Consider the following 20,601-nt stretch of genomic DNA (forward strand, 5'->3'; position numbering starts at 1 on the left):
CTCGCCGTACTGGCCACCGAGCACCTCCTGCAGCTTGCGGGCGTAGACGGCATCGGGCTTCTCTGGCTTGACCGTGTGCTGCAGCTCCTGACGATGGAAGAACATAGCGGTACTCCCTCAGACGATCCATCAGATGGAGCCACCCGCTGTCGCGAGCGGCAGATCCACTGTCTGTGTGCGGTTCGGCCACTCGCACATGGGACCGGTACGGGGCCGCACCGTGCCCCGGGGATTTTTCAGATGCCGGAATTTTTGCTCGAGAGGGTTCCTCGTGCGAGCCGATTCACCTCGGCCTAACGTGAACAACATGGACGTCTATAGACGTCCGGGGCGCGGGCCTCAATGAGCGGGACTCTCAGCGCCAGCGGCGATTGTTCGCCGGTCGAAGAGGAGGTTGGTTGCGATGACTGATAGCTCCACCGACGAAGCGAAGTCTCGCCCGAGGTTTCACCGTGCCTATTCCTTCGGCATCGTGACGGGAATCTTCTTCATCGTGTCGTGGGTCGGCCAGTTCGTCTTCCAGGCGATCGCGGTGCGGAACGACGCCGAAGAGCACGGCTCGGCGTTCACGTGGTCCGACTTCTTTCCGCAGTTCCTCTCGTCCACGTTCGAGAACTGGCAGTCGGAGTTCCTTCAGCTGGTGTGGCAGGCGGCCGGCCTGATGCTCTTCTACTTCTGGGGATCCTCGCAGTCCCGTGAGGGCGAGGAGCGCGTCGAGTCCAAGATCGATGCGCTTCTCCAGGAGCGGGGTATCGACCCCGAGACGATGGACCGCGACGTCAAGGCCCGAGCTGACGGCCGGGCGTCCTGAGGTCTGCATCTCGGAGATGGGCGCCCAGGACTACCTCTCGGCGCCGGTTCGGTCGGGCGTGAAGATGTCCTCGATCGTGCAGCCGAAGATCCGGGCGATGAGGAAGGCGAGGGGGAGGGACGGGTCGAACCGTCCCCGCTCGATCGAGATCACCGTCTGGCGTGAGACGCCGAGGGCGGTCGCCAGATCGGCCTGGGTCCACTCGCGTTCCAGCCGGCGGGCCGCCAGGTCGTTCTTCATCGGAGCGCGCGGCGTCGGATCACGGCGTAGCGAACATCGCGCCGATGCCCGCCGCGATCCAGAAGTCGGCCGGGTTGGTCGCGCCGACCAGGAGCGCGACGGCGATCGACCGATCATCGTTCGCCTCCGCTGGAAGTCAAGCGTGCTTGACGTGTCGGCAAGCAAAAGCACGCTTGACACGCAGGGTCCAGCAGTCGGCTACGTGCCCTCCATCAGGTCGAGGAGCTGCGCGTGCAGATCCAGGAGGGTCTTCGCCTGCAGGTCGAACGTGTCGCCGGGCCCCGGCGGGTCGCCGTCGGACCGAGGCACGTACGCCGTCCGCAGCCCGGCCGCCGCGGCGGCCCGCAGGTCCCAGGCGTGCGCCGCCACCATGAACGGTGTGCCCGACCCGGTGGGGGTGCTGTTCTTCGCCAGCTCGTAGATCGCCGGGTCCGGCTTGTAGGTGCGTGCGTCCTCGCTCGACAGCACCTGGTGCCACCGCAGCCCGGCGTTGGTGCTGATCCCGGCGAGCACCCGGCGGCTCGCGTTCGACAGCCCGAGCACCGTGACGTCGGCGGCGAGCAGGTCGAGGCCGGCGACCGTGTCCGGCCAGGGCCGCAGCCACTCGGACGCGTCGGCGAGCCGGCTGGCGGCCTCGGGCACCAGCAGGCCCTGGCGGACCAGCACGTCCAAGGCTTCGACGTCCAGCTCATGGCTGGGTGTGAACGCGCGCCGCCCCTCGACGATCGCGCGCTCCTGCTCGGCGACGTGCCCGAGCCAGCGGCGGGCCACCTCCGCGGCGGCACCGCTGTCGATCCCGGCCATCGCTGACACCTGCCGTTCCATGCTCCCTGTCTGGTCGACCAGGGTGCCGAGAACATCGAAGACAACGGTCGGCCGGGCTGTGCCCTCCGTCGCGGGTTCCATGGTTTCCACCGTAACGAAGGTGGCGGCTCGGTTCAGTGCGGCCGACGGGTTGCCCTGGCCTGGCTCCAGGGGAGCCGGCCGGCGCGGGAGTGCCCGGTGAGCGTGTCCCCGTATCCAAGGGCCGGGACTCAGGCGGCCTGCGGGACGCGTCCGGTGTCGGTCCAGACCGTCCCGCGGCGCTCGTACTCGAAGAGCGTCTCGACGGCGCGGGCGATCTTCGGGCCGTACTCGCGTTCAAGCAGGTAGAGACCCAGATCGAGCCCTGAGGTGACGCCGCCGGAGGTGACCAGGTCGCCGTCGTCCACCACACGCGCCCGGACGGCGTGGGCGCCGGTGGCATCCAGGGCGTCCATGCCGAGCACGTGCGTGACGGCGTTGCGCCCTTCGAGCAGCCCCGCCATCGCCAGCGCGAGCGAGCCACCGCAGACGGCCGCGACGGTGACCTTCGAGTTCTCCATGGCGCGCCGGACGAGCGGGACGGCGGCCGTCTGCGCGAAGCGGGACAGCAGCACCGGGATGGTGTCGACGCCGTCGTCGGGATCCGCATCGACCGGCCCGCTGGCACCCGGGACGATGACGTAGCCCGGTCGCTCCGGGTCGAGTGTTCCCGTCGCAGGCATGGTGATGCCGGTGGTGCCCGAGCGGACCTGCCGCGGGCCCTCCGCGGTGACGAGCTCGACCGCCAGCTCGCCGCCGATGCTGGCGCTCCCGGCGGCGAGAACCTCGAAGACGGTGACTGCGTCCAACGGGTCGAAGCCGTCGAACAGGACTACCTGGACGGACAGGGGCATGAGTGCTCCTCAGGGACGAGTGGGTGTGGCCGGGTTGTTGCGTCCATGCTCGGCTGCCGCCGGGCCGCCGAACCAGAGGCCCGCATGCCACGAACCGCCTGTATCTGGCCACCTGCTCCTGAGTGGCCCCACCCGCTTCGCGCGCTGGATACCGTGGGCCGGTGCACACCGTCGCGGTCGTCGCCCTGCCCGACACGATCATCTTCGATCTGGCCACACCGATCGAGACCTTCGGGCGTGCCCGGCTGCCGGACGGCCGCCCCGCCTACCGCGTGATCGTGTGCGGAACCGAGCCGGTCGTCGAGGCAGGCCCGCTGCGGCTCGGCGTCGACGTCGGCCTGGAGGCGCTGGAGCGGGCGGACACCGTGGTCGTCCCGGGCCGGATCCATCCCGAGCTGGAGACCCCGGCGCCCGCGATCGCCGCGCTCCGGGCGGCGGCCGCGGACGGCACGCGCATCGCCTCGATCTGCGTCGGCGCCTTCACGCTCGCCGAAGCCGGCCTGCTCGACGGGCTGCGTGCGACGACGCACTGGCTCGCCGCGGACGCCCTGGCGAAGCGGTACCCGTCGATCGACGTGGATCCGGAGACCCTGTACATCGACAACGGCCAGATCCTCACCTCGGCCGGCGCCGCTGCCGGGCTCGACCTGTGCCTGCACCTCGTGCGCCGCGACCACGGTGTCGCCGTCGCCGCCGACACCTCACGGCTCTCGGTCGCGCCGCTCCACCGCGACGGCGGCCAGGCGCAGTTCATCCTGCGCAACCCGCCCACGTTCCAGAGCGCGACGCTCGAACCGGTGCTCCTGTGGATCGAGGAGAACGCCCACTCCGACCTCACGCTCGCGGACATCGCCGCCGCCGCGCACACGAGCGTCCGCACGCTCAACCGCCGGTTCCACCAGGAGACCGGCCAGAGCCCGATGCAGTGGCTCGGCGGCGTGCGCATCCGGCACGCGCAGGAGCTGCTGGAGACCACCGACCACGGCGTCGAGCGCATCGCCCGGCAGGTCGGGTTCTCGAGCCCGAGCAACTTCCGCGCCCTCTTCCGCAGGGCGGCCGGTGTGACCCCGCACGCCTACCGGACCACCTTCCGCGGCAGGCCCGGGGCGTGACCGGCTACGCGCCGCTGCGCAGGCCCCGGAGGGTGTACTCGCAGCGTCGGCGGTAGCCGTCGCGGGGCTGCTCGGTGCACGCGCGGGCGATGATGCCGCGTTCCCAGATGAGGAGGTAGACGTCCTCGGAGGTCAGGTCGTCCCGGACCTTGCCGGTGGCCTGCGCCTCGGCCAGCAGGCCGCCCGCGATCTCGCTGGCGCGCTCGCACAGTGCGACCAGCGGGTCCGAGCCGGGCATCGCGCGCAGCAGGACGTCGTTCGCGGCGGGCTCGTCGTACTGGAGCAGCCAGATCTGCCGCAGGTAGCTCTCGAACCGTTCGACCGGGTCCTCGATGTCGCGGACCGCGGTGATGATGCCGGTGATGCGCTCGGCGACGAGCTCCTCGACCACCGCGTCGATCAGGCCTTGCCGGCCCCCGAAGCGGTGGTAGATGGTGCCCTTGCTGACGCCCGCGGCCCGCGCCACCTCGTCGAGCGGGCTGTTCAGCCCGTGCGCGCGGAACACGTCGAGGGCAGCCGTGCGGATGCCCTCGACGTTGCGCCGCGCGTCGGCACGCAGGCGGGGGGTCTCCGCCGTCATCGACCCGCCCCGGCGGGAGCGGCGTCGGCCGCCCCGACCGTCTCGTTCCAGCTTGTGTCCAGGGCCTGCAGGAACGCCTCGACGGGCTGTGCGCCCGAGACCGCGTACTTGCCGGCGAACACGAAGAACGGAACACCCTGGATGCCGTACTGGCGGGCCTGCTGGATGTCCTCCTCGACGGCTTCCGCGAACTCGCCGCTCGCCAGTGCGGCGAGGGCGGCGTCGCGGTCCAGGCCGACGTCGGCGGCGAGGTCGGCCAGGACCTGGTGGTCGGCGACGTTGCGGCCGTCGGTGAAGTACGCCTTGAACAGCTGCTGGACCATCTCGTGCTGCTTGCCCTGGGTGGCCGCGAAGTGGCTCAGCTGGTGCGCGGTGCGGGTGCCGACCGCCTGGGCCCGGTCCATGCGGTAGTCCAGCCCGATCTGCCGGGCGCGCTCCGTGACCTGGTCGTTCATCGCCTGCGCCTGCTCGCGCGGGAGGCCGTGCTTGGCCGACAGCAGCTCGGTCGGGCTGACCGGTGCGTCGTCGTCGGACAGCTGCGGCATCAGGAGGAAGCTGTGGTACCGGACGTCGACGCCGGAGGCGTGGGGGAACTTCTCCAGGGCCTGCGCCAGGAGTGTGTCGCCCATGTAGCAGAACGGGCACATCACGTCGCTCCACACGTCGACGACGAGCCGGTCCGCGGCCTGGCCGAATGCCTCGCCGGCCATCAGGAGCACACCCCGTCCAGGTCGCAGACGCCGAACGACTCGCCCGCGGGCAGGAGCTCGAACGGCGACGTGGTGGTGGCCGAGCCGCCGCCGGCGGCCTCGGGGGTCTGCTCCACCGGGGAGTCGACCACCGAGGCCGGGTCCGTGGTCACGTTACTTGACATCATGGTCAAGAACCCTAGCCGCAACTTGAATCCATGGTCAAGATCGGCGACCGCCGGCGATCCGGACGGTCAGTCCAGGACGGCGAAGGCCTCGACCTCGACGAGCACGTCCGGCTCGAACAGGTAGTCGACGCCGATGAGCGAGACGGGCGGCAGCGGCTTGGGGATGCCGAGCTCGTCGGTCACGCTCTCGAGCCCGGCCATGAAGTCGTCCATCTTCTCGGGGCTCCAGTGCGTGACGAAGAACCGGAGGCGCACCACGTCGGCAAAGGTCGCGCCGGCGCCGGCGAGGCCGCGGGCGGTGTTGCGCAGGGCCTGCGCGACCTGGCCCGTCAGGTCGTCGGGCGCGATGTGGTTCGCCTCGGCGTCGCGTGCGATCTGGCCGGCCACGTGCACCTGGCGGGTGCCCGTGCCGATCGAGACGTGGTGATACGGGACGGGCTGGAACATGCCCTCGGGGGTGAGCAGCTGCACGGTCATGGAAGGTCCCTTCGTTGATGGTCTAGCAGGTATCCCATGTGTACTTGGTGTACGAAGGGAACTTCAACGAGACTAGGTTTCATGCCGGATACCACCGAACCCGCCGAGCGCATACAGATCTCCACGCCGCACCGTGAGCTGCTCGACCAGGTGCTCGACAAATGGTCGCTCCAGGTGCTCGACGAGCTGTGCGAGCAGCCGCTGCGGTTCAACGAGCTGCGGCGCGCGATCCCCGTGGTGACCCAGAAGTCGCTGACGGCGACGCTGCGCCGTCTCGAGCGCAACGGGATGGTCGACCGGGTGGTCGTGAGCTCGCGTCCGATCGCCGTCGAGTACCGCATCTCGGCGCTCGGCCGGTCCATCCAGGACCTCATCGACGCGCTGTTCCACTGGAGCGCCGAGAACATGGCCGACGTCGAGCGGGCGCGGACGCGGTTCGACGCCGAGGGGTGACGGGCACGGACGCCGTCGGCTCAGCCGTTCCGTGCCGCGATGGACAGCAGCGTCTCCAGCGGCGGCAGCGGTGACGTGTCCGGGGAACGGATGGCGCGCAGCTCGCGCACGAAGCGCAGACCCTTGACGGGGACGCGCACCAGCCGCCCCGCGGTGAGGTCGTCCCGCACGGCCAGGATGCTGAGCACGGCGGGCGCCGCGCCGGACGCGACGGCCGTCCGGACCGCCGCGGTGGTCGGGAGCTCGGCCAGCGGAGCCGCGATCGTGTGCCCGGCGTCGACGAGGATCTGCTCCGCGCTGAGCCTGGTGCCCGAGCCCTTCTCCCGCGTCACGAGCGGGGTGCGCGCGAGCTCGGCGGCGCTCACGGCGCGGCGCCGGGCCCAGGCGTGCTGCGGTGCGACGACGGCGACGAGCTCGTCCCTCGCCACGGTGGTGGTGACCAGACCCGGGATCTCCGTGGGCGTCTCGACGAAGCCGAGCTGGTGGCTGCGATCGGTGACCAGCTCGATGGCGTGCGCGCTGTTCGTCGCGGTCACCGAGATGGCGTGCGCGGCGCTGTCCCGCGCGCGCAGCGTCATGAGCCAGCGGGGGAGCAGGTACTCCGCGACCGTGAGGCTCGCGGCGATGGCAAGGGGCCTGGCGTGACCGGCCGTGCGGAGTGCGGCGACGCCCGCGTCGAACCGGTCGGCCGCTTCCACGGTCTCGGCCGCCCACTGCGCCGCCATCGTGCCGTCGAGGGTGAGCGTGCTGCCGCGCGGCCCGCGGACCAGGAGCGCCACCCCGAGCCGGCGTTCGAGCCGGCGCATCCGGGTCGACGCGGCCTGCTGGGTGATACCCAGCGTCCTGCTGGCGGCGGTGATGGACCCGGCCTCCGCGATCGCCGAGAGGAGGCGGAGCGATGGCAGGTCCACACCGCTCCCAGCTACAACGTCAGGTTGTGGTTCCACAATGAAACTGAGGATACCGGCCGGGTCGGTCGGTAGCGAGACTGAGGCGCATGGCCCGCTTCAGCATCGCCACCGTGACACCGAACTGGTTCGCCTCCGTGATGGGCACCGGGATCGTCGCCAATGCCGCCGCGACGCTGCCGGTCCAGCTCCCCGGCCAGCGCCAGGCCGCTGTCGCCGTCTGGCTGCTCGCCTCCGCAATGCTCGTCTTCTTCCTGACCGCCACCGTGCTGCACTGGGTGCGGCACCCCGCCGCGGCGCGTGCGCACCACGCGGACCCGGTGATGGCGCACTTCTACGGCGCCCCTCCGATGGCGCTGCTCACGGTGGGCGCCGGGACGCTCCTGGTCGGCCGCGACCTGGTCGGCCTGGAGGCCGCCGTCGTGATCCATGCGGTGCTGTGGTCTCTCGGCACCGTCGCCGGCCTGGTCAGCGCCGTGGCAGTGCCCTACCTCGCCTTCACGCGGCACCAGAACCCGGCGGACGCGGCGTTCGCCGGCTGGCTCATGCCGGTGGTGGCGCCCATGGTGTCGGCGGCGACGGGAGCGCTCCTCCTGCCGCACATCGCGCCGGGGGAGGCCCGCGAGACGATGCTCCTGGCGTGCTACGCGATGTTCGGGCTCAGCCTGATCGCGTCGCTGGTGATCCTTCCCCAGCTGTGGAGCCGGCTGATGCACCACCAGGTGGGCGCGAACCGGATGGTCCCCACCCTGTGGATAGCACTGGGCCCGCTCGGCCAGTCGGTCACCGCGGTGAGTCTGCTCGCGGCCAACGCGGGTGGCACGTTCGGGCCGGTCCTCGAGCGCGGGCTCGTGTACTTCGCCGTCGTCTTCGGGGTCTCGGTGCTCGGGTTCGCGCTGCTGTGGGCGGCGATCGCCGCCGCGGTCACGGTGCGCGCCGCCGTCCACGGGCTGCCGTTCTCACTGACCTGGTGGTCGTTCACCTTCCCGGTCGGCACCTGCGTGACGGCGACCGCCGGGCTCGCCGCGCACACCGGGCTGACGGCGTTCGTGGTGCTGTCCGTCCTGCTCTTCGCCGGGCTCGTCGTGGCCTGGGTGATCGTCGCCGTCCGGACCGCAGGGGACGGCTTCGGGTGGCGACGGCTCGTGACAGTCCCGGCGGCGGAGCCGGTACGGCTGACGGTGGAACCGGCGGCGGCCGTGGCGGAGGCGCGGATCAGCGGACCGCGGCGACCGCTCCGGCCGCGGACGCCCACGACAGGGCGCGCAGGCATCCCGACCGGAGGTCGTCGAGGTGTGCGGCGAGCTTCGCCGGGGCGTCGCGGTTGAGACCCTGGCGCACCAGGGTCAGGCCGGGGCCCAGGCGCAGGTGCAGGCCCCAGGTGAGGTGGGTGGTAGCCGCGCCCAGCGCCGCGGCGGCGCGGAGATCGATGCCCGCCAGCTCGCTCACGGTCCGCCCGTACGCCTCGAGGACTGCAGGCTCGTCCAGCTCGCCGTGGCCACCGAAGGCACGGTAGAGCGAGACGAACGTGCCCAGGTCGAAGCCGACGGGGCCCACGCCGACGTGCTCCCAGTCGATGAGGGCGAGGGCGCCGCGCCGGTCCACGCCCGCGTTGCGCGGCGTGAGGTCACCGTGCACGAGCGTGGTGGGCAGCCTTGCGGCACGCGCGCACAGCTCGTCGGACGCGTCGAGGCAGGCATGCAGGTCACGGACCTGCTCGGAGGTGAACAGGGCCCGGAGCCGCGGGTCGCCGGCCAGTGCGTCCAGGTTGTCGTGGCCGGTCGGGATGTGGTGGGTGTAGGCGGCGTAGCCCTCCAGCTCCAGCCACGGGGCGTCGAGCAGGCCGGGGCGCAGCACACCCGGGACGTACAGCAGCGCGGCCCGCCTGGCGGCGGTCATGGCGGACTCGGGGGTCCAGCGCTGCTGCAGGACGGCGTCGATGTCCCGCATGACGACCCAGGTGAAGCCGTAGTGGCTGAACACCGTCGCGGCCGGCGGCGTCGTCAGCCCGCTGGGCAGCAGGTCGGAGATCCCGCTGCCGTAGAAGTGCGCCTCGCGGCGGTCCAGCAGGCTGTCGCGCGAGTCGAGCAAGGTCTGACGGCCCCAGCCCAGGATCTTGACGATCCACACGGACGGGCAGGCGTTCGGCGGCGCGACGCTCGCCCGCAGCACCGCTGCCTGTCCCAGCCCCGTGGACCGGTCCAGCACCGAGAGGACGCGCGCACCGGCACCCCAAGGTCCCTCGTGGGAGGCGAGTGCGGCCTCGACCGTGGCGGCGTCGGGCAGGACACGCTCGGACATCGGTCTCCTCACGGCGACGGTGCAGTGGATCCTCGGACGAGAGCCATCCGACCACGATGGGGCGAAGAATGTGCATTCTGTTCTTGATGTGCGGCTCGTTCTCGTGACCGGGTCTCGCGACAGATGTCGAGAATCCGGTAGCGGCTCCGTCCCAGGGGCAGAAGCGGCCGGACGGGCCGCACGACAGAGAGCGAGCAGCACGATGATCACGCGCATGGAAAACGTCGGCATCGTCGTCGAGGACCTCCCGGCAGCCATCAACTTCTTCGCCCGGCTCGGCCTCGAGCTCGAGGGCGAGGTCACCGTCGACCAGGACTGGGCGGCCCGGATCAGTGGGTTCGACGAGGTCCGGCTCGACGTCGCGATGATGCGCACCCCGGACGGCAACGGTCGCGTCGAGCTGATGAGCTACGACACGCCGACGGCGATCCGCACCGAGCCGGTGAACGCACCGGCGAACGCGCTGGGCCTGCGCCGCGTCCTGTTCGCCGTCGAGGACATCGAAGACGTCGTCGCCGGACTGCGGGCCCGTGGGGTGGAGCTCGTCGGTGAGCTGACACCCGTCGAGGACAGCTACCTGTTCTGCTACGTCCGCGGCCCCGAGGGAATCATCGTGGCGCTCGCGGAGAAGCTCGGCTGACGGTTCTCCACGGGTACCACGATCCCCTTCGAGGTCTAAGTTTCTCCGCTCTGAACCGATTCAGAACGGAGAAACTTAGACCTCGAAGGTGTCCGGTGAGCTGCGCTGTTCGGGAACCTGCCGAGGTGGCGGTGGGTGTGGGGACGTTTCGGCGTGGCCGGGGCGTTCAGTGGTCGGGGTCGCCACGCCGCGGATGCGCCGACGTCCGGCACCCGGCATAGCCTGAACGGAACCTCTCGGAAGGAAGCACCATGTCCCGTGTTCTGATCATCGGCGGTCACGGCAAGATCGCGCTCCGGCTCGCCCCTCTGCTCGTCGAGCGGGGCGACGTCGTCACGAGCGTGATCCGCAACCCGGAGCACCAGGACGAGGTCGCGGCCACGGGGGCGCTCCCGCTGGTCGCCGACGTCGAGCAGCTCGACACCGACGGGCTGACCTCGCTCCTGGACGGTCAGGACGCGGTGGTCTGGTCGGCCGGCGCGGGTGGCGGGAACCCCGAGCGCACCTACGCCGTCGACCGCGATGCCGCCGTCCGCTCGATGGACGCCGCGAAGGCGGCGGGCGTGCCCCGCTACGTCATGGTGTCCTACCTGGGCGCCGGGCCCGATCACGGGGTGCCGGAGGACAACTCGTTCTTCGCCTACGCCGAGGCGAAGGCCGCGGCCGACGAGCACCTGCGTGCCTCGACGCTCGACTACACGATCCTTCAGCCCGGCCCGCTCACGATGGACGAGCCCACCGGGCTCATCGAGGTGGTCAACCCCGGCGACGGCAGGGTCTCGCGGGCCGACGTCGCGGCGGTCGCCGCCGCGGTCCTCGCGGACGACAGCACGGTGGGACAGACCATCCCGTTCGGCAACGGCGGGACGCCGATCGCCGAGGCGGTCGCCGGCGGCTGACCTGGTCACCCGGCCGCAGCGCGCTGCCTGCGGCGCCCTCTTTCGAGGCCCAAGTTTCTTCGCTCTCAGCCGGTTGAGGGCGGAGGAACTTAGGTCTCGAAGAGGTGCGCAGCCCGTGGACGGCGGCGGAGCGCTCATTCCCTCTGATCAGTCGTCCGCCGTCCCGTCCGCCGCGGCTGCGGTCCGCCTACGATCGGCAGATGCCTCAGATCCTCGTCGCCGCGCTCGTCGTTCTCACGCTCACGGCATGCCAGGGCGGTTCGAGCGCCGGGCAGCAGGGGCGCGACGGCGACCAGGATGCCGCCTCCCTGACCGTCGCCGAGGTAGCCCTCCCGCCCACGAGCGGGCAGTTCGACTACCAGCTAGGCACCGCCTACGAGCTGGACGGCGGGCTCGACGTCGTGGTGCGGGACGCGACGGCCGAGCCCGCCGACGGGGCCTACGGCGTCTGCTACGTCAACGGGTTCCAGACCCAGCCCGGCGAAGCCGACCTCTGGCTCGACGGCAACGAGGACCTGCTCCTGCACGACGCGGCAGGCGATCTCGTCGTCGATCCCGACTGGCCCGACGAATACGTCCTGGACCCCTCGACCGAGGAGCGGCGCGACCGCATCGTCGGCCTGCTCGGCCCGGTGCTCACCGGCTGCGCGGACGCCGGTTTCGACGCGGTGGAGATCGACAACCTCGACACCTGGACCCGGTTCACCGAGCCGGGTACGGGCCTGATCGAGCGGGAGGACGCGCTGGCGCTCGCCGGCTCGTACATCGCCCTCGCGCACGAGGCGGGCCTCGCCATCGGGCAGAAGAACGCCGCGGAGGCGACGGCGGCGGCCCGCGAGCTCGGGTTCGACTTCGCGGTCACCGAGGAGTGCGCGGCCTACGACGAGTGCGGCTCGTACACCGACGTCTACGGGGAGCACGTGCTCCAGATCGAGTACACTGACAACCTCCCCGACGGGTTCGGCGCCGTCTGCGCCGACCCGGACCGTGCGCCGCTGACGATCCTGCGCGACCGGGACCTGGTGGGGCCGGACGACGATGCGTACGCGTACGACCAGTGCTGACGTCCATGGGGCGCGCAGTAGGGCCCCGCGGGGCACGGCACCTTTCTGCACCGTCGGATGGCGACCGGTGCTTATCCTCGACGCATGACTACCCCCCTCGTGCCGCCGTCGGACCCCCGTGACACGGGCACGACCGGACGCAGGGGCCTGCTCACCGAGCACATCGCGCGGCAGCTGGAGCAGCAGATCCGCACGGGCGAGTGGGCGGTGGGCGCGAAGCTGCCGTCGGAGCGTGAGCTCGCCGTGCAGTTCGGCGCGAGCCGCAACGTGATCCGGGAGGTGCTGCGCCGGCTGGAGGCCACCGACCTCATCGAGGTGGCACCCGGGCGCGGGTCGTTCGTCGCCGAGCAGTCGTCGGCGCACGCCCGCGGGTACGACGCGCTGTACCGCACGGAGCGGCCGACCGTCCGGCAGCTCATCGAGGCACGGATCCCGCTCGAGGTGGAGATCGCAGGACTGGCCACGGAACGCGCCTCGGACGAGCAGGTCGAGGCGATCGTGCAGGCACTCGACCGGGTCGAGTCGGCGGGCGACGTCGTCGACAAGGCGCGCGAGGACCTCCGGTTCCACGACACCATCGCCGCGGCCTGCGGCAACCCGGTGCTGCGGACCATGCTGTCGTCGATCGGCGGCATGATGTTCGAGATGATGCTGCGGTCCAACTCCGACCCGCGGATCGGGGAGCCGGGAGTGCCGCACCACCCCGAGATCGTCGATGCGATCAAGGCGCGCGACGTCGAGCTCGCCCGGGAACGCATGCGCGAGCACCTGGCGCTCGGCCTGCGGACGTACGGCGCGGACCTCGACGTCGGCCTGGACCTGATGGCGTCCCGGCACATCGAGACGCTGCTGGGGCGGTAGCCGGCCGCGGGAGGTCGTCATGTCGAACAACGTTGCCCGTGTTGGCGAGTCAGATCTGAAGATGGCTTACGCGCGGGCGCGCCTGGCGGAGCTCGAGCGGACCCGGCGCGTGTACCTCGCCGCCGAAGGCGGCATGCCGCAGCGTGACATCGCGCGTGCCGTACACATGTCCCAGTCCGCTGTGCATCGACTGATCGCCCGGGCCAAGGTGCTGGGCGTCGGTGAGTCGGTCGAGGAAATCGTGCTTGAGAGGTTCGTGGGCAAGTGCTCGACCGACCAGATGTTCCGACGCCTGCGGGAGGTGACGGCCTGGATGCCCCGCGTCGTCGACCCCGTCGACGGTGCTCTACCCGGTTCGTCGGAGGAGGACGTCGAGGTGCTCCTCGAAGGCGGATTTCTTACCGAGGGCGAGGTCGACCTGATCCTGGATGCGCATGAGTGAGCTGCGCGACGAGGTTCACGCGGCGGCACCTGGTTTCCCCAGAGGCCGTCGATGCCGGCTTCAGTGGTGGTGATGCGGTCAGCTCGTCCCGCGCGTGCGCCCGTGATCTGGTGCGCATCATCCGGAGCGGCGGTAGCACGCTTGATGCGGTCACGCTGATGGAGTACGACGACGGCATGCTGATCGCGGTCGATGCGGATCCGCCGACCTCCGTCGACAGGGCTGCCTCGATCATCTGACGCGGGCGTCCCCGCGGCTGAGGCGGTGCCGCCGTCCTGCGGTGCCAGCACGTTTGGAACGCCCTCGTCACCGTGCTAGCGTCCAACTGGTCCTACCAGTTGGACCACTGGTCCCGAACAAGATTCCTTGCCACACATGGAGGTGTGACGCACGCATGACACCCCCCACGAGCCGACGGCGCGCCGGCGAGCTGAGCCGACGGTCGTTCGGCGTGCTCGCCGCCGCGTCCGTGCTGGCCGCCTGCTCGCGCGGGCCGCAGACGGCTGCCCCGAACGCCCCGCTGCGGGTGCTCGCGATCAACCACGTCTGGACGCAGGCGATCAGCCGCTACCTGCCCGAGTTCGAGGAGCAGATCGGCCGCAAGGTCTCCATGCGGATGCTCACCGCCGACCAGCTGACGTCGAGCTTCAATGTCAAGCTCAACGCCTCGGCCACCGACATCGACGTCATGACGGTCCGGCCGCTGCAGGACCAGATGATGTTCGCGCGCAACGGCTGGATCGCCGACCTCACCGACCGGGTGGAGAACGACGCGGACTTCCGCTGGAGCGACTTCCAGGAGGCCCCGCGGGAGCGGTCGATCACGGCGGGCGCCGCCGTCAGCGTCCCCGTGGTGACCGAGCGTCCCGCGCTCTACTACCGCAAGGACCTGCTCGAGGACTTCGGGGGAGCGCCGCGCACCCTCGACGACATGCTCGAGATCGCCCTGGAGCTGGAACGGCGCAGCGAGGGCTTCTTCGGCTACGTCGGCCGTGGCCAGCGCAGCGGGGCCGTCACCCAGTGGTCGAGCTTCCTCTACTCGTTCGGCGGCGACTTCATGCACGACGGGCGGTCCGGCATCGGCACGCCCGAGGCGGTCGCCGCCTACGAGTACTACGGCCGCCTGCTGCACGAGGCAGGACCGCCCGGAGCCACGAACATGAGCCTCGAACAGGCGATGCCGATCTTCGCGCAGGGCAAGGCCGCGATGTACGTCGACGCCGACGCGATCTACAGCAACTTTCTCGACCCGAAGATCTCCACGGTCGCCGACACGGTTGGGTTCGCACCCTTCCCCGCAGGTCAGGCGGGTTCCGTCCCGCACAACATCCCGTCGTGGAGCCTCGCGATCAACGAGTTCTCGCTGCTGCGGGACGACGCGTGGGAGTTCGTCCGCTGGGCCTCCAGCCCGCGGATGGTCGCCCGGCTGCAGGCCGAGGGCATCCCTGGCGCCCGGCAGTCCGTCTGGGACGACCCCTCGACGCTGGAGTCCTTCCCGGCCGATCTCGCCGAGGCGATGCGGGTCAACGCCGCCAACGGCGTCGGGCACGACCGCCCCGAGGTGATGCAGGTGGGCCGCGCTCGCGACATCGTCGGCCGACCGTTGGTCTCCGGGATCGTCGGTGAGGACGTGCGCGCGGTCGCGGCCGACGCCGACGCCGAGTTCAACGACTTCCTCGTCCGTGACAACCGTCAGCGGGAGTTCTGATGACGACGACAAGCACCCGTCCCGCCGTCGGCGCCACGCCCGGCCGCCGTACCCCGTCGTCGGGCACCAGGCCCATGGTCACGTTCGAGCAGGCGAACCGCCGTCTCAAGTGGGCGCTGCTGACCCCGGCCCTGGGGTTCGTCGGCCTGATGATCGTGTTCCCGCTGGCGTTCACCATCAACCTCAGCCTCACCGACGCGTTCGGTGCGGTGAACGCGGGCAACTCCTTCGTGGGTCTGCAGAACTTCGCGGACGCCCTCACCGACACCCGGCGCTTCTGGCCGGCCGTGGGGCGCACCGTCGTCTTCACGCTCGTGGCCGTGCTCCTGGAGACCGTGCTCGGGCTGGCCCTGGCGATGCTCATGCGCAAGCCGTTCCGCGGGATGGAGATCGTCCGCACCATCCTGATGGTCCCGCTGCTGGCCACGCCGGTCGCCATCGGCATCCTCTGGATGCTCATCCTCGACCCGACCAACGGCATCGCCAACCACCTGCTCGGGTTCGTGGGCATCCCGCCGCAAGAGTTCCTCGGGTCGGTCTCGCAGTCACTGCCCACCCTGATGCTCATCGACGTCTGGCAGTGGACGCCGATGATGACCGTGCTGCTGCTGGCCGGACTCACCACCCTGCCCGAGGAGCCCGAGGAGGCCGCGAAGGTCGACGGTGCCAACGCCTGGCAGCGGTTCGTCCACATCATCCTGCCCATGCTGCGCACCACGATCCTCACCGCCCTGGTCCTCCGCGGCGTCGACGCGCTCAAGACGTTCGACCTGATCTACGCGACCAAGGGCCCGGGCGGCGGCTCGGACTTCGAGGCCGAGACCCTGAACGTCTACGCCTATGGCCTCACCTTCGACTACCAGGAGTACGGCCTCGCCTCCGCCGTCCTGGTCCTGTTCACGCTGTTCATCGTCGCGATAGTCGTCGTGCTGCGGCGCCGGACCGAGAGGAGCGCCTCGTGAGCGCATCGACCACCTACCGCACCCTGCGCGCCGTCCTGATCTTTCTCGTGTGCGCGGTCATCGCGCTGCCGATCGTCTGGATGATCGCCGCTGCGTTCAAGACGAACGTGCAGGTCACCGACCCCACCGTCGGCCTGGTCTTCTCGCCCACGTGGGACAACTTCCGGGGTGTCCTGGCCGACGGCGCCCTGGTGCAGTCACTGGGCAACTCGCTGCTCATCGGTGCCGTCTCGACGGCGCTCAGCGTGGTGATCGCCGTACCTGCCGCCTGGGCGGTCGGGCGGTTCCGGATGCGCCGGACCGGGTCGATGGTGCTCGTGGCCCGCATCGTCCCGGCCATCTCGCTGCTCGTGCCCTGGTACTACATGTTCGCGCAGCTCGGCCTGGTCGGCAGCCACCTGGTGCTGATCCTGAGCCACATGTTCGTCTCCGTGCCGTTGATCCTGTGGATCATGATCGGCTTCTTCGAGGGGCTGCCGGTCGAGCTCGAGGACGCCGCACGGACGGACGGGCTCTCCGCCTTCGGAGCGTTCCTGCGGATCGCGCTGCCGCTCGCGGCGCCCGGCACGGCGTCCGCCGCGGTGCTGGCGTTCATCTTCAGCTGGAACAACTTCATCTTCGCCCTGATCCTCGCGGACGAGCGCACCATGACGATGCCGGTCCTGCTCTTCAACTTCATGTCCTACGCGAGCACCGACTGGGGCGGGCTGATGGCCGCCGCGACCCTGATGACGGTGCCCGTGCTCCTCGCCGCCGTCTTCGGCCAGCGCTACCTCGTGGCGGGCCTGACCGCAGGCGCCACCAAGGGCTGACGCCGCCGTCCTGCCGAACCGGCAACTCCTCCTGAACCGCCAACAGAAAGTCTCCGCATGAAGATCGTCGACGCGAAGGTCGTCGTCACCTCGCCCGGCCGTAACTTCGTCACGCTCCAGATCACCACGGACGACGGTGTGACGGGGCTCGGCGACGCCACCCTGAACGGGCGTGAGCTCGCCGTGGTCAGCTACCTGCGCGACCACGTCGCCCCGCTGCTGATCGGCCGAGACCCGCACCGCATCGAGGACACCTGGCAGTACCTCTACCGGGGCGCCTACTGGCGCCGCGGTCCGGTGACCATGGCGGCGATCGCCGCCGTCGACGTCGCGCTGTGGGACATCAAGGCGAAGGTCGCGGGCCTGCCGCTGTACCAGCTGCTCGGCGGTGCGAGCCGGGACCGGATCATGGCCTACGGGCACGCGAACGGCTCCAGCCTGCCCGAGATCTTCGACTCCGTGCGGGCGCTGCAGGAGCGCGGCTACCGCAGCATCCGCATCCAGAGCGGGGTGCCGGGCCTCCAGTCCGTCTACGGGGTGCACACCTCGACGTCGGACGACGGGTCGGCGCCGGACGTGCTCGCCCGGCCCGTCGTGGAGGACTGGGACACCGCCGCCTACCTGCGGTACATCCCGCGGGTCTTCGAGGCGGTCCGCAACGAGTTCGGCCCGGACCTGCCGCTGCTGCACGACGCGCACCACCGGCTGTCCCCGATCGAGGCGGCCCGCCTCGGCAAGGACCTCGAGCCGTACGACCTGTTCTGGCTGGAGGACTGCACGCCCGCCGAGGACCAGGACGCGCTGCGCCTCGTGCGGCACCACACGACGACGCCGCTGGCCATCGGCGAGGTGTTCAACACCGTGTTCGACTACCAGACGCTCGTCGACGAACGACTCATCGACTACGTGCGCTCCGCCGTCACCCACTTCGGCGGCGTCAGCCCCATGAGGAAGCTGTTCGACTACGCGGGGCAGCGCGGGATCAAGAGCGCCATCCACGGGCCGGAGGACATCTCGCCGGTGGGCATGGCGGCCGCGCTGCACCTGGACCTGGCGATCCACAACTTCGGCATCCAGGAGTACTCGGGGCACACGGCCCGCACCAACGAGGTCTTCCGCCACGCCTACACGTTCGAGGACGGCTACCTGCACCCCGGGGAGGCCCCCGGCATCGGCGTGGAGCTGGACGAGGAGCTCGCGGCCGCGCACCCGTACGTGCCCGGCTACCTCCCGGTCAACCGGCTCCAGGACGGCTCGGTCCACGACTGGTGAGCCGAGCGTGCGGCGGATCACAGCTCTGCGGCAGATGCACGCCCATCCGATAACGTCTCGGCACCGAACCTGCTGTGTAGAGATGATCGGGTCTTCGTGAGGCAGACTGGGCCGGTGGCATCACCACCCGCCCGTACCTCGTCGCGCGACTCCGTCGACGCACTCCTCACGGCGTGCGCCGGCGGTGACCCTGCGTCGTTCACTCCCGTGTACGACGCGCTGGCCCCGGTAGCGTACGGCGCGTCGATCGGCGTCCTCCGGGACCCGGATCACGCGGCCGAGGTGACCCAGGAGGTAATGGTGGAGGTGTGGCAGACGGCGGCACGGTTCGACGCGGCTCGCGGTTCCGCCCGCACCTGGGTCGCGACGCTCGCCCGACGGCGCGCGGTCGACCGCGTCCGCTCGGAGCAGGCTCGACGTGACCGGGACCAGCGGGACACCGACCTGCGCAACGGCGAGTCCGCGCGGGACGTGGTCGTCGAGGATGTCGAGCGCAGCCTCGACGGCTCGGCGGTACGTCGCTGCATCGAGGGGCTCACCCCGACCCAGCGCGAGGCGGTGGTGGTCGCGTACTACGGCGGCCTCACCTATCGCGAGGTCGCCGAGCAGCTCGGCGCGGCCCTGCCGACCGTCAAGAGCCGCATCCGTGACGGACTCATCCGGCTGCGGGACTGCCTGGGGGTGGCGCGCAATGTCTGACCGCGACGACCGCGAGGCCGCGCAGGGCGCGCAGGGCGACGTGCGCGACCTCCTGCCCGGCTACGCCCTGCACGCCCTCGACGACCTGGAACGCCGGTCGGTGGAGCGGCTCCTCGAGTCGGACGCCGATGCGCGCCGTGCCCTGGACGAGTACCGCGAGGTCGTCGCGGCGTTCGCTGTCGACACCGAACCCCCGGCCGAGCTGCGTGCGAGCGTGCTCGACCGCGTGCGGAACACACCGCAGCTGTCCGCCACGAGTGCCCCGAGCGCGTCGTCGGGCACGACTGCGTCGTCGGGCATGACCGCGCCGTCGTCGTCGGCTGTGGCCGCTCCGCCGGCAGGCGGGCCGACGACGGGCGTTGGCGGCGACGTCGTCGACCTCACCGCGCGCAGGCGGACACGTCGCTGGGGCGTCGCGCTCACCGCGGTGGCCGCGGCGGCGGCCATCGCCGTCCCGACGACCATCGCCGTGCAGGTGACGGCGGAACGCGACCGCCTGCAGGAGCAGAGCGAGATCGTGTCGGAGATGCTGGTCGACCCCGACGCCTCGATCCTCCGCGGCGCCGTCGCGGGCGGGGGGCAGGCGTCCGTGCTCGTGGCTGACGACGACATGTTCTTCCGTGCCGACGACCTGCCGGAGCCGGCCCCGGGCCGCGCCTACCAGCTCTGGGTGGTGGCGGAGGACGGCAGCGTCTCCTCGGCGGGCGTCCTCTCCGTGCGGGACGGCGAGACGGCGTCGCTGGTCCAGGGCGTCGAGGGCATCGGGATGGCCGTGACCGTCGAGCCCGAGGCCGGCTCCGAGCAGCCGACCACCGACCCGGTCGTGGTCCTCGGAGCCTGACGGCCTTCGAGCGGGCAACCCGTACGACGGGTTGCCCGCTCTTTCGTGCGCGCACAGAAGAGCGGGCCCTCCGGTTCTCGACAGGTTCCACCACCGGTGGTGGAACCTGTCGAGACCCGGAGGGCCCGCTCAGCGATCATGCTTCAGAGGATGCTCACATCGGGGGCAGGAGCACCGAGTCGACCAGGTAGACGGTCGCGTTCTGGGTCATGACGCCGCCGCAGATCACGTTGGCGTCGTTGACCTTGAGCTCGTCGCCGCTGCCGGTGACCTCGAGGGTCTCGCCCTGGACGGTGGTCTGCTCACCCATCACCTGGTCGGGCGTGAGCTGCCCGGGGACCACGTGGTAGGTCAGGATCGTGCTCAGCAGGTCGGCGTCCGTCTCCAGGCTCTTCATCGTCTTGGCGTCGACCGCGGCGAACGCCTCGTCCACCGGGGCGAACACCGTGAACTCGTCGCCGTTGAGGGTGTCGACCAGGTTCACGTCGGGGTTCACCTCGCCGCTCACCGCCGCGACCAGCGTCGTCAGCAGCGGGTTGTTGGAGGCCGCGACCGCCACCGGGTCGGTGGACATGCCCGTGACCGAACCGGGGCCGTCGGGCACCTGCTCGGCGTAGGCCGCGCAGCCCGGGCCCACGAGGTTGGCGGCCGGGTCGGCTGCCATGTCCTCGGTCATCTCGTCCGTGGGCTCCTCCGCGGGGGCCTCCTCGGTCGCCGTGGTCTCGCTCGCGCCGGCCTCGTCCTCCGTGCCCGAGCCGCAGGCGCTGAGGCCGATCATGGTCAGGGCGACGATGCCGACTGCTGCATAAGACTTGCGGGTTCGAACGTTCATCGGTCTCTCCTCGGTGTGTCGTCACCCCGCGGTCTCACGGGGCGTCTTGACCGAGGTTCGGAGCCGGCGGCCACCCGGATGGGGCCGGATGGGTACGAGTTTTTTCGGTGTTC

Annotated in this window: 27 protein-coding genes; 16 read left to right on the top strand and 11 right to left on the bottom strand. The window is 70.7% G+C overall.

What is annotated here, in order from left to right; translation table 11 throughout:
* On the bottom strand, nucleotides 1-105 hold a 105-nt coding region (locus LUU90_RS23070; RefSeq protein WP_275006388.1), incomplete at its 3' end, for a manganese catalase family protein.
* A 298-nt stretch (nucleotides 106-403) separates the two neighbouring features.
* Here LUU90_RS23070 and LUU90_RS23075 point away from each other — a divergent pair.
* Nucleotides 404-811 carry a DUF6766 family protein gene (locus LUU90_RS23075; protein WP_342471053.1) on the top strand — a complete coding sequence of 136 codons (408 nt, stop codon included), beginning with the start codon at nucleotides 404-406 and terminating at the stop codon, nucleotides 809-811.
* A gap of 30 nt (nucleotides 812-841) precedes the next feature.
* On the opposite strand, the gene LUU90_RS23080 is transcribed toward LUU90_RS23075, so the two are convergent.
* The 3 genes from LUU90_RS23080 to LUU90_RS23090 all read right to left on the bottom strand — a co-directional run bounded on the left by LUU90_RS23080 (nucleotide 842) and on the right by LUU90_RS23090 (nucleotide 2,748).
* On the bottom strand, nucleotides 842-1,051 hold the full coding sequence (locus tag LUU90_RS23080) for a helix-turn-helix transcriptional regulator (protein ID WP_275006304.1): 210 nt from the start codon (nucleotides 1,049-1,051) through the stop codon (nucleotides 842-844).
* 198 nt (nucleotides 1,052-1,249) lie between these two features.
* A complete protein-coding gene (locus tag LUU90_RS23085; RefSeq protein ID WP_275006305.1) occupies nucleotides 1,250-1,957 on the bottom strand; it encodes a haloacid dehalogenase type II in 708 nt (235 codons plus the stop codon).
* 128 nt (nucleotides 1,958-2,085) lie between these two features.
* Nucleotides 2,086-2,748, bottom strand: a complete 663-nt coding sequence (locus tag LUU90_RS23090; RefSeq protein WP_275006306.1) for a DJ-1/PfpI family protein — start codon at nucleotides 2,746-2,748, stop codon at nucleotides 2,086-2,088.
* Nucleotides 2,749-2,909: 161 nt separating this feature from the next.
* Here LUU90_RS23090 and LUU90_RS23095 point away from each other — a divergent pair, with 161 nt between their 5' ends.
* The gene (locus LUU90_RS23095) at nucleotides 2,910-3,860 is read left to right on the top strand and encodes a GlxA family transcriptional regulator (protein ID WP_275006307.1); all 951 of its coding nucleotides are present in this window, start codon (nucleotides 2,910-2,912) and stop codon (nucleotides 3,858-3,860) included.
* Between the two features lie 4 nt (nucleotides 3,861-3,864).
* On the opposite strand, the gene LUU90_RS23100 is transcribed toward LUU90_RS23095, so the two are convergent.
* The 4 genes from LUU90_RS23100 to LUU90_RS23115 form a co-directional block, all read right to left on the bottom strand.
* Complete coding sequence (locus LUU90_RS23100) at nucleotides 3,865-4,440, bottom strand: TetR/AcrR family transcriptional regulator (protein ID WP_275006308.1); 576 nt, start codon at nucleotides 4,438-4,440, stop codon at nucleotides 3,865-3,867.
* Complete coding sequence (locus LUU90_RS23105) at nucleotides 4,437-5,150, bottom strand: DsbA family oxidoreductase (protein ID WP_275006309.1); 714 nt, start codon at nucleotides 5,148-5,150, stop codon at nucleotides 4,437-4,439. The genes LUU90_RS23100 and LUU90_RS23105 overlap by 4 nt, the downstream gene beginning before the upstream one ends.
* The gene (locus LUU90_RS23110; protein ID WP_275006310.1) at nucleotides 5,150-5,317 is read right to left on the bottom strand and encodes a hypothetical protein; all 168 of its coding nucleotides are present in this window, start codon (nucleotides 5,315-5,317) and stop codon (nucleotides 5,150-5,152) included. The genes LUU90_RS23105 and LUU90_RS23110 overlap by 1 nt, the downstream gene beginning before the upstream one ends.
* 66 nt (nucleotides 5,318-5,383) lie before the next feature.
* Nucleotides 5,384-5,794: a RidA family protein gene (locus LUU90_RS23115; protein WP_275006311.1), complete on the bottom strand. Its 411-nt coding sequence runs from the start codon at nucleotides 5,792-5,794 to the stop codon at nucleotides 5,384-5,386.
* Nucleotides 5,795-5,875: 81 nt separating this feature from the next.
* Here LUU90_RS23115 and LUU90_RS23120 point away from each other — a divergent pair, with 81 nt between their 5' ends.
* The gene (locus tag LUU90_RS23120) at nucleotides 5,876-6,247 is read left to right on the top strand and encodes a winged helix-turn-helix transcriptional regulator (RefSeq protein ID WP_275006312.1); all 372 of its coding nucleotides are present in this window, start codon (nucleotides 5,876-5,878) and stop codon (nucleotides 6,245-6,247) included.
* 20 nt (nucleotides 6,248-6,267) lie between these two features.
* Here the strand turns inward: LUU90_RS23120 and LUU90_RS23125 are convergent, their stop codons facing one another.
* Nucleotides 6,268-7,158 carry a LysR family transcriptional regulator gene (locus tag LUU90_RS23125; protein ID WP_275006313.1) on the bottom strand — a complete coding sequence of 297 codons (891 nt, stop codon included), beginning with the start codon at nucleotides 7,156-7,158 and terminating at the stop codon, nucleotides 6,268-6,270.
* An 86-nt stretch (nucleotides 7,159-7,244) separates the two neighbouring features.
* Here LUU90_RS23125 and LUU90_RS23130 point away from each other — a divergent pair, with 86 nt between their 5' ends.
* Nucleotides 7,245-8,483, top strand: coding sequence for a TDT family transporter (locus tag LUU90_RS23130; protein WP_275006314.1), 1,239 nt, complete (start codon nucleotides 7,245-7,247; stop codon nucleotides 8,481-8,483).
* Here the strand turns inward: LUU90_RS23130 and LUU90_RS23135 are convergent.
* On the bottom strand, nucleotides 8,371-9,456 hold the full coding sequence (locus LUU90_RS23135; protein ID WP_275006315.1) for a phosphotransferase family protein: 1,086 nt from the start codon (nucleotides 9,454-9,456) through the stop codon (nucleotides 8,371-8,373). The two genes, LUU90_RS23130 and LUU90_RS23135, sit on opposite strands and share 113 nt — an antisense overlap.
* 214 nt (nucleotides 9,457-9,670) lie before the next feature.
* On the opposite strand from LUU90_RS23135, the gene LUU90_RS23140 reads away from it, so the two are divergent.
* The 12 genes from LUU90_RS23140 (at nucleotide 9,671) to LUU90_RS23195 (ending at nucleotide 19,656) form a co-directional block, all read left to right on the top strand.
* Complete coding sequence (locus tag LUU90_RS23140) at nucleotides 9,671-10,096, top strand: VOC family protein (RefSeq protein ID WP_275006316.1); 426 nt, start codon at nucleotides 9,671-9,673, stop codon at nucleotides 10,094-10,096.
* A 251-nt stretch (nucleotides 10,097-10,347) separates the two neighbouring features.
* Nucleotides 10,348-10,995, top strand: a complete 648-nt coding sequence (locus LUU90_RS23145) for an SDR family oxidoreductase (RefSeq protein ID WP_275006317.1) — start codon at nucleotides 10,348-10,350, stop codon at nucleotides 10,993-10,995.
* 200 nt (nucleotides 10,996-11,195) lie between these two features.
* A complete protein-coding gene (locus tag LUU90_RS23150) occupies nucleotides 11,196-12,059 on the top strand; it encodes an endo alpha-1,4 polygalactosaminidase (protein ID WP_275006318.1) in 864 nt (287 codons plus the stop codon).
* Nucleotides 12,060-12,143: 84 nt separating this feature from the next.
* The gene (locus LUU90_RS23155; protein WP_275006319.1) at nucleotides 12,144-12,920 is read left to right on the top strand and encodes a FadR/GntR family transcriptional regulator; all 777 of its coding nucleotides are present in this window, start codon (nucleotides 12,144-12,146) and stop codon (nucleotides 12,918-12,920) included.
* Between the two features lie 19 nt (nucleotides 12,921-12,939).
* Complete coding sequence (locus LUU90_RS23160) at nucleotides 12,940-13,362, top strand: sigma factor-like helix-turn-helix DNA-binding protein (protein WP_275006320.1); 423 nt, start codon at nucleotides 12,940-12,942, stop codon at nucleotides 13,360-13,362.
* Complete coding sequence (locus LUU90_RS23165; protein ID WP_275006321.1) at nucleotides 13,359-13,601, top strand: hypothetical protein; 243 nt, start codon at nucleotides 13,359-13,361, stop codon at nucleotides 13,599-13,601. The genes LUU90_RS23160 and LUU90_RS23165 overlap by 4 nt, the downstream gene beginning before the upstream one ends.
* A gap of 155 nt (nucleotides 13,602-13,756) precedes the next feature.
* Nucleotides 13,757-15,070 (top strand): ABC transporter substrate-binding protein, encoded by a 1,314-nt coding sequence (locus tag LUU90_RS23170; protein WP_275006322.1) that lies wholly within the window; start codon nucleotides 13,757-13,759, stop codon nucleotides 15,068-15,070.
* The gene (locus LUU90_RS23175; protein ID WP_275006323.1) at nucleotides 15,070-16,032 is read left to right on the top strand and encodes a carbohydrate ABC transporter permease; all 963 of its coding nucleotides are present in this window, start codon (nucleotides 15,070-15,072) and stop codon (nucleotides 16,030-16,032) included. The genes LUU90_RS23170 and LUU90_RS23175 overlap by 1 nt, the downstream gene beginning before the upstream one ends.
* Nucleotides 16,029-16,844, top strand: a complete 816-nt coding sequence (locus tag LUU90_RS23180) for a carbohydrate ABC transporter permease (RefSeq protein ID WP_275006324.1) — start codon at nucleotides 16,029-16,031, stop codon at nucleotides 16,842-16,844. Before LUU90_RS23175 ends, LUU90_RS23180 begins: the two co-directional genes overlap by 4 nt.
* A 57-nt stretch (nucleotides 16,845-16,901) precedes the next feature.
* Nucleotides 16,902-18,116 (top strand): D-mannonate dehydratase ManD, encoded by a 1,215-nt coding sequence (gene manD / locus LUU90_RS23185; protein ID WP_275006325.1) that lies wholly within the window; start codon nucleotides 16,902-16,904, stop codon nucleotides 18,114-18,116.
* A 114-nt stretch (nucleotides 18,117-18,230) separates the two neighbouring features.
* Nucleotides 18,231-18,815 (top strand): ECF RNA polymerase sigma factor SigK, encoded by a 585-nt coding sequence (sigK, locus tag LUU90_RS23190; protein WP_275006326.1) that lies wholly within the window; start codon nucleotides 18,231-18,233, stop codon nucleotides 18,813-18,815.
* On the top strand, nucleotides 18,808-19,656 hold the full coding sequence (locus tag LUU90_RS23195; protein ID WP_275006327.1) for an anti-sigma factor: 849 nt from the start codon (nucleotides 18,808-18,810) through the stop codon (nucleotides 19,654-19,656). Before sigK ends, LUU90_RS23195 begins: the two co-directional genes overlap by 8 nt.
* Before the next feature lie 154 nt (nucleotides 19,657-19,810).
* Here LUU90_RS23195 and LUU90_RS23200 read toward each other — a convergent pair whose 3' ends face one another.
* A complete protein-coding gene (locus LUU90_RS23200) occupies nucleotides 19,811-20,488 on the bottom strand; it encodes a fasciclin domain-containing protein (protein WP_275006328.1) in 678 nt (225 codons plus the stop codon).
* Nucleotides 20,489-20,601: the final 113 nt, after the last annotated feature.

This window comes from Promicromonospora iranensis (assembly GCF_028994775.1).
In the GTDB taxonomy this organism is placed as follows: domain Bacteria; phylum Actinomycetota; class Actinomycetes; order Actinomycetales; family Cellulomonadaceae; genus Promicromonospora; species Promicromonospora iranensis_A.

What these genes read in the sequence shown, in the direction of transcription:
- LUU90_RS23120 (WP_275006312.1), top strand. Translation starts at nt 5,876, where the DNA reads ATGCCGGATACCACCGAACCCGCCGAGCGCATACAGATCTCCACGCCG.
- LUU90_RS23145 (WP_275006317.1), top strand. Translation starts at nt 10,348, where the DNA reads ATGTCCCGTGTTCTGATCATCGGCGGTCACGGCAAGATCGCGCTCCGG.
- LUU90_RS23170 (WP_275006322.1), top strand. Translation starts at nt 13,757, where the DNA reads ATGACACCCCCCACGAGCCGACGGCGCGCCGGCGAGCTGAGCCGACGG.
- LUU90_RS23090 (WP_275006306.1), bottom strand. Translation starts at nt 2,748, where the DNA reads ATGCCCCTGTCCGTCCAGGTAGTCCTGTTCGACGGCTTCGACCCGTTG.
- LUU90_RS23195 (WP_275006327.1), top strand. Translation starts at nt 18,808, where the DNA reads ATGTCTGACCGCGACGACCGCGAGGCCGCGCAGGGCGCGCAGGGCGAC.
- LUU90_RS23150 (WP_275006318.1), top strand. Translation starts at nt 11,196, where the DNA reads ATGCCTCAGATCCTCGTCGCCGCGCTCGTCGTTCTCACGCTCACGGCA.
- LUU90_RS23110 (WP_275006310.1), bottom strand. Translation starts at nt 5,317, where the DNA reads ATGATGTCAAGTAACGTGACCACGGACCCGGCCTCGGTGGTCGACTCC.
- LUU90_RS23115 (WP_275006311.1), bottom strand. Translation starts at nt 5,794, where the DNA reads ATGACCGTGCAGCTGCTCACCCCCGAGGGCATGTTCCAGCCCGTCCCG.
- LUU90_RS23100 (WP_275006308.1), bottom strand. Translation starts at nt 4,440, where the DNA reads ATGACGGCGGAGACCCCCCGCCTGCGTGCCGACGCGCGGCGCAACGTC.
- LUU90_RS23155 (WP_275006319.1), top strand. Translation starts at nt 12,144, where the DNA reads ATGACTACCCCCCTCGTGCCGCCGTCGGACCCCCGTGACACGGGCACG.
- manD (WP_275006325.1), top strand. Translation starts at nt 16,902, where the DNA reads ATGAAGATCGTCGACGCGAAGGTCGTCGTCACCTCGCCCGGCCGTAAC.
- LUU90_RS23085 (WP_275006305.1), bottom strand. Translation starts at nt 1,957, where the DNA reads ATGGAACCCGCGACGGAGGGCACAGCCCGGCCGACCGTTGTCTTCGAT.
- LUU90_RS23140 (WP_275006316.1), top strand. Translation starts at nt 9,671, where the DNA reads ATGGAAAACGTCGGCATCGTCGTCGAGGACCTCCCGGCAGCCATCAAC.
- LUU90_RS23080 (WP_275006304.1), bottom strand. Translation starts at nt 1,051, where the DNA reads ATGAAGAACGACCTGGCGGCCCGCCGGCTGGAACGCGAGTGGACCCAG.
- LUU90_RS23175 (WP_275006323.1), top strand. Translation starts at nt 15,070, where the DNA reads ATGACGACGACAAGCACCCGTCCCGCCGTCGGCGCCACGCCCGGCCGC.
- LUU90_RS23130 (WP_275006314.1), top strand. Translation starts at nt 7,245, where the DNA reads ATGGCCCGCTTCAGCATCGCCACCGTGACACCGAACTGGTTCGCCTCC.
- LUU90_RS23075 (WP_342471053.1), top strand. Translation starts at nt 404, where the DNA reads ATGACTGATAGCTCCACCGACGAAGCGAAGTCTCGCCCGAGGTTTCAC.
- LUU90_RS23200 (WP_275006328.1), bottom strand. Translation starts at nt 20,488, where the DNA reads ATGAACGTTCGAACCCGCAAGTCTTATGCAGCAGTCGGCATCGTCGCC.
- LUU90_RS23105 (WP_275006309.1), bottom strand. Translation starts at nt 5,150, where the DNA reads ATGGCCGGCGAGGCATTCGGCCAGGCCGCGGACCGGCTCGTCGTCGAC.
- LUU90_RS23160 (WP_275006320.1), top strand. Translation starts at nt 12,940, where the DNA reads ATGTCGAACAACGTTGCCCGTGTTGGCGAGTCAGATCTGAAGATGGCT.
- LUU90_RS23135 (WP_275006315.1), bottom strand. Translation starts at nt 9,456, where the DNA reads ATGTCCGAGCGTGTCCTGCCCGACGCCGCCACGGTCGAGGCCGCACTC.